We start from the raw sequence: 9,198 nt of genomic DNA, 5'->3' as shown, positions 1-9,198 counted from the left end.
GTGCAACTCGGCAAGCCCAAATTCCGCAGCGTCAGCATGCGACAGCGCGGTGCGCTTTTGACTGCCGAAACACTTGAAATAGCTAACGACGGCCCCTTTGACGACGCCGTCGACGTGCTGAGCAATGAAGTTGGAGTCCTTGCTCATTCGCAGGGCCAGCTGGCAGAGGTCAATCACTTGACCCAACTCGTATGCCACCGAGTGCAGATCAGTAAGCAAGTCGGCAATCTCCGCCGGCAAATACACAGCTTCAATCGCCATAACGGCACACCCATCGAGACAGTTTATATGTCCTGTCGCTCGGCACGCCAAACGGCGGACAACTGTAGAGGTAGCGCATCGGCTTCCCCGACTCATCGACCATCACCGCCATGTCGAAGTCGGAACCGCGCACCACGCTCAGCGCAGCCTCATTAACGTGTGTGTCGTCGTAGTTCATTTGAAATCCTCCGGCGCGCATTCGGCGACGCTGGCCGGCACGTTGCCTGGCTGATCCAGCGCGCGCCGAGACTTGCCCATAGTGGGCGGGAACTTGGCCTTGGCTCGGGCTTCTTGCTCATCGACGGGCTCGCGGACGGGGTCGCACCACCACACCTGCGGCACAGGCTTTGGGCTCTTGGCGCTGAAGCAATGGTCCTCATAGCCGAGGACCATGATCTGACCGTCCCGAATCTTGACTCGGGCTCGGTCGAGCTGCCGCCCTGTGGACCCGCCCAGCCGTACATACGGACGAGGGCGCGCCGAAAGCTTAAGAGCAGGACTGTTGCTCAGGCCACCGAGCGCAGCGACATGGCGGCCTTGGTGGCATCGAACGCCACTCCTGCCTGTTCCAACATCCACGCTTCGATGCGTTCGTGATGCGTGCGCAGCAGGTCCAGCGGTCGAACGGTGTAGTGCTTCTCTGTGGACCATTCCCGCGGTCGCCTGTCGGAAGACGACCTCGCGGTTTGGCGAGGTCGGCGCCCTGCTGTACCGCGAAGGCCAGCAGAGGCGCAGTCAGTAGGCCGGTCCTAGCTGCTGAACTGCTCGTTCCCCGTCACGCCCAGTTTCTTGACGCTGTGGCGCTGCGCGGAGGCCATCACGGCGGCGAAGGCGCTGTAGTCCACCAGCTTGTTCGGCTTGATGTGCACCTCGGGCTGATTGGCCTCGGCGAGCGCGCCCACTTCCTGCATCTTGGCGTCGACGGCGGCGCGGTTGGCCAGGGGCTGGTCGTCCCAGTAGACCGTGCCGTCGAAGTCGATGGCGACGGTGTGGATGACCGGCTTGGGTTGTGACTTGCCGCCCAGCCCGATGTCCAGGCTGATCGAATGCAGCTGGGTCGGGATGGTCAGGATGAGCATCACCAACAGCACCAGCATCACGTCGATCAAGGGCGTCGTGTTGACGTCCATCAGGGTTTCGGCCTCGCCGCTGCCGGGCATCGTTGCAACGTTCATTCCCATGTCGGTCTCCCTCGGGTTGCTGCCATGCGCTCACCGTGACTGGCAAGCGCTGGCACCGATGATGCCCAGCAGACGGCATGAAGACAACGGGGTGGCTGCTGCCCTGTTGCTACTGCCCCTACTGCACGAAGCTGACCCTCAGCTTCCCATTCACCACCCTCACATCCCGCACCGCCATCTTCGCCAGCGCGCCCTTGGCCGTGCTCGCATCGATGGTGTAGACGGGACGAGCCTGAAGCTGGGCGTTGATCATCCCCGGTCCTTGCAACTTCACGATCGCGGCGTACTCCTGGGGCAAGCCGGCGAACTCCAGCGTCGTGATCCGCACGTCATCCAGGAAGAGCTGGCCCTCGGCCGGCACATAGCGCGGCCGGCCGGAGAAGCCGACGCGGCCGGTGCGCTCGCGGGTGCCCAGCACGACCTTGGCGTCGGCGGTGAGGCCGATGCGGTCCTCGCCCTCGGTCAGCACGACGACGGGGTTGGACAGGTCCAGGCAGGCGATGAGGAGCTTGCAGTGATGCGTCGGGAAGCGTGGCGCGATGCGGGCCTGCAGCTCGGCCTGCTCGATGTCGAGGTGGCCGTCGGAGATGCGGCTCAGGACGGCACAGGTGGCCAGCGGCAGGACGGCGAGCAGGGTGACGGAGAGAGCAAGAAGGCGGCGGTTCATGGCGTCAAAGGCTTCAAGGCGCCGCCGAGTTTGCCCTCGTCCACCCAGAGGGGGCGTAAGTCAGTGTTCGATCAAATGCGAATACAAATGATTCGCATTTGAGTGCTAGCATGGCTGCTTATGCGTGCGTTACTGGTTCTCCTGCACCGCTGGTTCGGCCTGGCAGCGGCGGTTTTTCTGTTCATTGCCGGGCTGACCGGGGCGGTCATCGCCTTTGATCATGAGCTCGACGCCGCGCTGAATCCGCAGTTCTTCGAGGCCCGCAGCGCAGGGCCGGCCCGCCCTGCGCTGGAGCTTGCCGATGCGCTCGAGGCCGCCGACCCGCGACTGCGGGTGCGCTACCTCCCGTTGCAGGCGGAGGCCGGCCACACGCTGCTGGCCATGGTCGAGCCGCGCGATGCGGACAAGCCGTTGGGCTTCAACCARCTCGCCGTCGACCCCGCTACCGGCGCCGTGCAGGCCCGGCGGCAGTGGGGCGCCTTGTCGCTGTCGCGCGAGAACCTGCTGCCCTTCCTGTACGCGCTGCACTACAGCCTGCACCTGCCGGAGTCCGGCGGCATCGCCTGGGGCATCTGGCTGATGGGGCTGATCGGCCTGGTCTGGGTGCTGGACTGCTTTGTCGCGATCTACTTGTCATTCCCCAGCCGGCGCCAGTGGCGCAAGTCCTTCGCCTTCCGCTGGGCCAAGGGCGGCCATGCGCTGACCTTCGACCTGCATCGCAGCGGCGGCGTGTGGCTGTGGCTGCTGGTGCTCGTCATCGCGCTGACCTCGGTGGCGATGAATCTGCGCCAGCAGGTCGTGGTGCCGCTGGTGTCGGCGGTCTCGCGCATCACGCCCAGCGCCTTCGAGACCCGCCAGCCCAGCGCCAAGCCCATCGCCCCGACGCTGACGCGCGCCCAGGCCCTGGCGGCCGCACAGGCGCAGGCGCGCGAGCGCGGCCTGAAAGCGCCGGCCGGCGGCATCTTCTATGCCGCGGAATACGGCGTCTACGGCGTCGGCTTCTTCCAGCCCGGCAATGACCACGGCGACGGCGGCCTCGGCAACCCCTGGATCTACATCGACGGCCGCGACGCCAGCCCGGCCGGCGCGCTGATCCCCGGCGAGGGCACGGCGGGCGACCTCTATCTGCAGGCCCAGTTCCCGATCCACTCCGGCCGAATCCTGGGCCTGCCCGGCCGCATCCTCGTGTCCGCGTTGGGGCTGGCCATCGCCGTGCTTTCCGTCACCGGCGTGCTGATCTGGCTGCGCAAGGCGCGCGCCCGCCGACACGCGCCCCAAGCGCCTACCGCTCCCGCCCTGCGTCCTTCCAAAGCATGAAATCAAAGACCGTCCTGATCCTCTCCCCRCTGGCCCTGGYCACCGGCGCCGCACTGGCCCAGCAGACCCCGGTGGAGGTGCCCGGCGCGACTCTGCCCACCGTGCGCGTGCAGGCCAAGGCCGCGGACGACGAGAAGAGCAGCAGCGGCGCCACGCGGCTGGAGATGGCGCTGCGCGAGACGCCGCAGTCCGTCACCGTCATCGGCCAGCAGCAGATCCGCGACTTCGGCCTCACCGACATCAACAAGCTGCTGGACCTGACCCCCGGCGTGCTGGTCGAGCGCGTCGAAACCGACCGCACCTATTTCAGCGCGCGCGGCTTCGACATCCAGAACTTCCAGGTCGACGGCCTCGGCCTGCCCTTTGCCAACGGCGCGCAATGGGGCGCGCTGGACACCGCCGCCTTCGAGCGCGTGGAGGTGTTGCGCGGCGCCACCGGCCTGCTCGCCGGCACGGGCAACCCGTCGGCCACCGTCAACTTCATTCGCAAGCGCGCCGCCAGCAAGGCCTTCGCAGCCAGTGCCGCGGTGACGCTGGGCTCGTGGAACCAGCATCGCATCGAGGCCGATGTGAGTGGCAGCCTGAATGCCGATGGTTCGCTGCGCGGCCGCCTCGTTGTGGCCGACGAAGACAAGGACAGCTGGCTCGACCGCTACAGCCAGCACCGCAGCCTGGGCTATGGCGTGTTGGAGCTGGACATCGGCCGCAACACGCTGCTGACCGTCGGCCTCAACGCCCAGCGCAGCAAGGCCGACAGCCCCATGTGGGGCGCGCTGCCGATGGTGGACAGCACCGGCAAACGCATCGACTACTCGCGCAACACCAGCTCGGCCGCCGACTGGGCCTGGTGGACCAACCGCGACACCGAAGCCTTTGCCGAACTGAGCCACGACCTCGGCGGCGGCTGGCAGACGCGCGCCACCGTCTCGCGCCGCAGCCGCAGCACGCCCAGCGAACTCTTCTACGTCTACGGCACGCCCAACCCCGGCGGCGTGCCGGACAGCGGCTTGTACGCCTACCCGTCGGCCTTCGACGGCAAATACGTGGACAGCGTCGCCGACCTCTACGTCTCCGGCCCGTTCAGCCTGTTCGGTCGCCAGCATCAGCTGATGCTCGGCCTCAACGGCGGCCGCCAGACGCTCAGCGAGCTCTCGCTCTATGCCGGCAATATCGGCGCGGCCGTGCCCGACCTGCAGGGCTGGAACGGCGCCTTCCCCAAGCCGGCCTTCGGCGCGTCGACCGACGGCTCCGACGTGTCGCGCCGCCGCGAAAGCGCCTACGCCGCCGCGCAGTTCAGCGTCAGCGACGCGCTCAAGCTCGTCACAGGCTTCAACGCCACCCGCGTGCGCAACAGCGGCATGAGCTACGGCGTCGAGCAGGCCTACAGCCACGGCGCCGTCAAACCCTATCTCGGCGCCGTGCTGGACCTGGGCGCCAGCACCAGCGCCTACGCGAGCTATGCCGAGGTCTTCAACCCGCAGCTCGAAGCCGACATCAACCGCAAGCCGCTGGGGCCGCTGGAGGGCAGCAACCTCGAGGCCGGCATCAAGTCCGAATGGCTCGATGGCCAGCTCAACGCCAGTGCCGCCGTCTTCCGCACCCGCCAGCAGAACGTGCCGGTGCAGGCTGGCACCCGCCCCGACTTCAGCGCCTATTACGAGGGCATCACCGCCACCAGCACTGGCTATGAGCTGGAGCTGTCCGGCAAGCTGACGCCCGACTGGCGGATTGCCGGCGGCTGGACCCAGCTGCGCCTGAAGGGCAGCAGCGGCGACGACGTCAACCGCTACATCCCGCGCCGCGTGCTGCGCCTGAGCTCCACCTACCAGCTGCTGCCCCAGCTCAAGCTCGGCGCCGCGGTGCGCTGGCAGAGCCAGATCAGCGACCCGGCGCAGGTCGTCAGGCAAAAGGCCTATGCCGTTGTCGACCTGAACGCCGGCTGGGAGTTCAACAAGCAGTGGAGCGCCGGCCTCGTCGTCAACAACGTGGCCGACACGACCTACCTCGGCAGCCTGAAATGGGACCAGGCCTACTACGCCGCACCGCGCAGCGTCGGCGCCACCTTGAGCTGGAAGTACTGACGATGTAGGGGGGTGATCGCCGCGCTGAGCGCATATCCATCTGCGCAAAGCGGCGTTCCCTCTTTGGCGTGCGGTGCCTAGAGTGCCGGGCAATGACACGCCTGCTCACCTTCCCCGACTCCCAGCACCAGGTGCTGTCGATCCGCGCCAAGGCGCTGGTCTTCGACGACCCGGCCTCGCGTGCGCTGCTGGCCCAGGCCGAGCGCGTGGCGGCGAGCGACGCCACCGTGCTGATCATTGGCGAGACCGGTACCGGCAAGGAGTTGATCGCCCGCCACATCCACAACAGCAGCGGCCGCCGCGGCCCCTTCCTGGCCGTGAACTGCGGCGCCTTCACCGAGCAGCTGGTCGAAGCCGAGCTCTTTGGCCATGAAGCCGGCGCTTACACGGGCGCCACCAGCGCACGCGCCGGCTGGTTCGAGGCCGCCGCCGATGGCACGCTGTTCCTCGACGAGGTGGGCGACCTGCCGCCGTCCGTGCAGGTCAAGCTGCTGCGCGTGCTGCAGGAGCGCCAGGTCGTGCGTATCGGCTCGCGCAAGCCCATCGACGTGCGTGTGCGCCTCGTGGCCGCCACCAATGTGCGGCTGGAGCAGGCCGTGGCCGCGGGCCACTTCCGCGCCGACCTCTACTACCGCCTCAGCGTCGCCACGCTGCAACTCGCACCGCTGGCCCAGCGGCCGGGCGACATCCTGGCGCTGGCCGAGCACTTCATCGAGGTCTACAGCCGCCGCCTCGGGCTCACGCAGGTGCGCCTCAGCGCGGATGCGCGCGACGCACTGCTCGGCTACGCCTGGCCCGGCAATATCCGCGAGCTGGAAAACGTCATCCATTACGCGCTGATCATCTGCCGCGACGGCAGCATCGCCCGCGAGGATCTGCAGTTGCATGCGGTGGCGCGGCCCGGGCCGGCGGTCGTTGCGCCGCCGGCGGAAGCGGTGGCCGAGGAGGTGCTGGAGCGCGTTTTCGATCGGCTCTTCGACGAGGCGCCCCAGGCGCTGCACGCGCGCGTCGAGTCCGCACTGGTCCGCGCTGCCTACCGCCACTGCCACCACAACCAGGTGCATACCGCGGCGCTGCTGGGCATCACGCGCAATGTGCTGCGCACGCACTTGAAGCGCCTGGGCCTGCTGGCGCCCGCGCGTAACGCCGCGCCGCAGCTCGCTCATGAGGCCATGCCCGCGCGCCTTCACGCCGCTGCATGAGCTAACGCGAAAAGCTTAGTTCGCGCCTCGCAGGGCGCTGCGCACACTGCCCCGGTCCCTCTGCTTTACTCCACACACGCCGATGAACGCCTCCACCTTTGCCCGTCGCGCCCTCGCGCCACTCGCCCTGCTCCTCATCGCCAGCGCCGCCCATGCCCAGGGCGACAACCCCTATGGCGTCGGCGCTGTCTGGGAGAAGAGCGACGCAGTCACCAAGGTCGTGCTGTTCACCCTCGTCGCGATGAGCGCGGGCAGCTGGTACGTCATCATCACCAAGCTGCTGCAGCAGGCTCGCCTGGGCGTGCAGTCGCGTGCCGCGCAGCGGGATTTCTGGAGCGCCGGCACCGTCAAGGCGGGCGCCGAGAAGCTGTCGCCCAAGAGCCCGTACCGCTACATCGCCGAGGCGAGCCTGGAGGCCACGCAGCGCCACCACGGCCTGCGCGCCAAGGTCGACTTCGCTGACTGGGTGGACCTCTCCCTGCACCGCGCCACGGAGCGCGTGCAGCGCCAGCTCTCCACGGGCCTGAGCCTGCTGGCCACCGTCGGCTCCACCTCGCCCTTCGTCGGCCTGCTGGGCACGGTCTGGGGCATCTATCATGCGCTCACCGCCATCGGCGTGGCCGGCCAGGCCTCCATCGACAAGGTGGCCGGCCCGGTGGGCGAGGCGTTGATCATGACGGCCATCGGCTTGTTCGTCGCCGTGCCTGCAGTGCTGGGCTACAACGCGCTGCTGCGCCGCAATGCCCTGGTGCTGGACGACGTGCGCGACTTCTCCGGCGAGCTGCACTCGGTGCTGCTGGGTTCGGTCCACGAAGAGCCCGCTTCCGCCGAGCAGCCTGCCGGCCTGAGCCCCGCCCTGGCCTGAGCACTGCGCCATGGCCATCCAGATTGCACAGGGTGCCGACGAGGCGGTCTCGTCCATCAACACGACGCCGCTCGTCGACGTCATGCTGGTGCTGCTCATCATCTTCCTCATCACCATCCCGGTCGTGAACTTCTCGGTGCCGGTGGAGCTGCCCAAGCAGCGCAACGAGGTGCGCGAGAGCGAGCCCAAGGACGTGGTCATCACCGTCTCACGCGATGGCAAGCTCTACTGGTTCGATGCACCCGTGGCCAGCAAGGACGCGCTGTTCGAGCGGCTCAAGGGCATCGCCCAGCAGCAGCCCCAGCCCGAGGTGCATGTGCGCGGTGACGCCGGCAGCGACTACGCCCCCGTGGGCCGGGTGCTGCTGGCCGCCCAGCGCGCCGGCATTGCCAAGGTGGGCTTCATCACCGAGCCGCCAGCGAGGGCGCTATGAGTGCGGGACCTCTGCGCAAGGCGGCTCGTGCGCGCCGCCAGGTCACGTCGGCCCTGCCCGTGCCGGACATCAACACCACGCCGCTGATCGACGTCATGCTGGTGCTGCTGGTGATGCTCATCATCACCATCCCGGTACAGCTGCACAGCGTCAAGCTCAACCTGCCGATCGCACCGCCCAGCGCGCCGCCGCCCACGCCACCCGAGGTCGTGCGGCTGGACATCACGCCGGATGCCGTGCTGTGGAACGGCGAGGCCCTTGCCGACCAGGTCTCGCTGCGTGAGCGCCTGGACGCCGCCGGCAAGCAGGCCACGCAGCCCGAGGTGCATGTGCGCCCGCAGCCCGGTGCCAAGTACGACAACTTCGCAGCCGTCATGACGGCGGCCCACCAGGCCGGGCTGACCAAGCTCGGCGTGACCGGCAGCGAGCAGTTTCTGGACGACTCGCAGTAGGAGAGATTCATGAGTGCAGTTCTTTCACCGGGTATCTCCGGCGGCCTGACGCTGGACGGCACCCGCGCCGCGCCGCGCCGGTTCGTTGCGCCAGCGCCTTTGGCCACCACGGCACCGCTGCGCTCGCAGCTGAAGCCGCCGGCCGGCGCCAACCGCGGCACCGGCATCGCCCTCGTCGTCGGCCTGCACATCGTGCTGGGCTGGGGGCTGACGACGGGCCTCGCGTCCAAGGCCGTCGATGCGATCAAGAAGCCCATCGAAATGGCCCTGCTGCCCGAGGTGCTGCCGCCGCCACCACCCCCACCACCGCCGCCCAAGGTCGTCAAGATCGAGCCGGTGCAGAAGGTGGCGCCACCGCCGGCCTATGTGCCGCCGCCCGAGGTCGTGCCCGCTGTCGCGCCACCGCCCGCGCCCATCCAGGTCGTGCAGGCGCAGCCGCCGAAGGAAACGGTTGTCGTGGCGGCAGCACCCGCGCCTGTGCCCGCACCACCGCCGCCCGCAGCGCCCGCCGTCATCAAGCGCGAGATCAGCCTGGCCTGCCCAGGCTACGAGGCCGTGCTGGCCTCCGCGCTGGAAGAGGCCATCGACCGCGTCGGTCTCAAGGGCACGGTGCAGACACTGATCAAGATCCGCGGCAACCAGGTCGTCGACGTGCTGCCGCAATCAGGCCCCAAGGAGTACTACAAGTACGTTCAGGCCGCCGTCAAGCGCATGCGCTGCACGGCCGGTGGTGCCGATG

General features: G+C 68.3%; 12 protein-coding genes. 7 read left to right on the top strand and 5 right to left on the bottom strand.

Translation table 11 applies throughout. The features are described 5' to 3' along the window. From ACXJKR_RS16165 to ACXJKR_RS16145, 5 genes are all read right to left on the bottom strand, one after another. Positions 1 to 261, bottom strand: a 261-nt coding sequence (locus ACXJKR_RS16165; RefSeq protein WP_457323691.1) for a hypothetical protein, incomplete at its 3' end; no start/stop codon positions are given. Beyond that, positions 251 to 439, bottom strand: a complete 189-nt coding sequence (locus tag ACXJKR_RS16160; RefSeq protein WP_457323690.1) for a hypothetical protein — start codon at positions 437 to 439, stop codon at positions 251 to 253. The genes ACXJKR_RS16165 and ACXJKR_RS16160, both read right to left, overlap by 11 nt. After that, complete coding sequence (locus ACXJKR_RS16155) at positions 436 to 654, bottom strand: hypothetical protein (RefSeq protein ID WP_457323689.1); 219 nt, start codon at positions 652 to 654, stop codon at positions 436 to 438. The genes ACXJKR_RS16160 and ACXJKR_RS16155 overlap by 4 nt, the downstream gene beginning before the upstream one ends. Positions 655 to 1,010: 356 nt before the next feature. Next, positions 1,011 to 1,442 (bottom strand): ExbD/TolR family protein, encoded by a 432-nt coding sequence (locus ACXJKR_RS16150; RefSeq protein WP_457323688.1) that lies wholly within the window; start codon positions 1,440 to 1,442, stop codon positions 1,011 to 1,013. A 118-nt stretch (positions 1,443 to 1,560) separates the two neighbouring features. Beyond that, positions 1,561 to 2,109, bottom strand: coding sequence for a DUF1439 domain-containing protein (locus ACXJKR_RS16145; protein ID WP_457323687.1), 549 nt, complete (start codon positions 2,107 to 2,109; stop codon positions 1,561 to 1,563). A 120-nt stretch (positions 2,110 to 2,229) separates the two neighbouring features. Between ACXJKR_RS16145 and ACXJKR_RS16140 the strand changes: the two genes are divergently transcribed. The 7 genes from ACXJKR_RS16140 to ACXJKR_RS16110 all read left to right on the top strand — a co-directional run. After that, positions 2,230 to 3,426 (top strand): PepSY-associated TM helix domain-containing protein, encoded by a 1,197-nt coding sequence (locus ACXJKR_RS16140; RefSeq protein WP_457323686.1) that lies wholly within the window; start codon positions 2,230 to 2,232, stop codon positions 3,424 to 3,426. Further along, positions 3,423 to 5,507 carry a TonB-dependent siderophore receptor gene (locus tag ACXJKR_RS16135; protein ID WP_457323685.1) on the top strand — a complete coding sequence of 695 codons (2,085 nt, stop codon included), beginning with the start codon at positions 3,423 to 3,425 and terminating at the stop codon, positions 5,505 to 5,507. Before ACXJKR_RS16140 ends, ACXJKR_RS16135 begins: the two co-directional genes overlap by 4 nt. Before the next feature lie 92 nt (positions 5,508 to 5,599). Further along, on the top strand, positions 5,600 to 6,709 hold the full coding sequence (locus ACXJKR_RS16130; RefSeq protein ID WP_082532471.1) for a sigma-54 interaction domain-containing protein: 1,110 nt from the start codon (positions 5,600 to 5,602) through the stop codon (positions 6,707 to 6,709). An 82-nt stretch (positions 6,710 to 6,791) separates the two neighbouring features. Beyond that, on the top strand, positions 6,792 to 7,574 hold the full coding sequence (locus ACXJKR_RS16125) for a MotA/TolQ/ExbB proton channel family protein (RefSeq protein WP_457323684.1): 783 nt from the start codon (positions 6,792 to 6,794) through the stop codon (positions 7,572 to 7,574). A 10-nt stretch (positions 7,575 to 7,584) separates the two neighbouring features. Then, complete coding sequence (locus tag ACXJKR_RS16120) at positions 7,585 to 8,007, top strand: ExbD/TolR family protein (protein ID WP_056193856.1); 423 nt, start codon at positions 7,585 to 7,587, stop codon at positions 8,005 to 8,007. Continuing rightward, positions 8,004 to 8,459 carry an ExbD/TolR family protein gene (locus tag ACXJKR_RS16115; protein ID WP_056193859.1) on the top strand — a complete coding sequence of 152 codons (456 nt, stop codon included), beginning with the start codon at positions 8,004 to 8,006 and terminating at the stop codon, positions 8,457 to 8,459. Before ACXJKR_RS16120 ends, ACXJKR_RS16115 begins: the two co-directional genes overlap by 4 nt. A gap of 9 nt (positions 8,460 to 8,468) precedes the next feature. Beyond that, on the top strand, positions 8,469 to 9,198 hold a 730-nt coding region (locus ACXJKR_RS16110; protein WP_457323683.1), incomplete at its 3' end, for a hypothetical protein.

This window comes from Roseateles sp. P5_E11 (assembly GCF_054049355.1).
This window is presented reverse-complemented; position numbering and strand designations above follow the sequence as displayed.

Coding starts and splice junctions, on each gene's coding strand:
- ACXJKR_RS16160 (WP_457323690.1), bottom strand. CDS start 439: ATGAACTACGACGACACACACGTTAATGAGGCTGCGCTGAGCGTGGTG.
- ACXJKR_RS16155 (WP_457323689.1), bottom strand. CDS start 654: ATGGTCCTCGGCTATGAGGACCATTGCTTCAGCGCCAAGAGCCCAAAG.
- ACXJKR_RS16150 (WP_457323688.1), bottom strand. CDS start 1,442: ATGGGAATGAACGTTGCAACGATGCCCGGCAGCGGCGAGGCCGAAACC.
- ACXJKR_RS16145 (WP_457323687.1), bottom strand. CDS start 2,109: ATGAACCGCCGCCTTCTTGCTCTCTCCGTCACCCTGCTCGCCGTCCTG.
- ACXJKR_RS16130 (WP_082532471.1), top strand. CDS start 5,600: ATGACACGCCTGCTCACCTTCCCCGACTCCCAGCACCAGGTGCTGTCG.
- ACXJKR_RS16125 (WP_457323684.1), top strand. CDS start 6,792: ATGAACGCCTCCACCTTTGCCCGTCGCGCCCTCGCGCCACTCGCCCTG.
- ACXJKR_RS16120 (WP_056193856.1), top strand. CDS start 7,585: ATGGCCATCCAGATTGCACAGGGTGCCGACGAGGCGGTCTCGTCCATC.
- ACXJKR_RS16115 (WP_056193859.1), top strand. CDS start 8,004: ATGAGTGCGGGACCTCTGCGCAAGGCGGCTCGTGCGCGCCGCCAGGTC.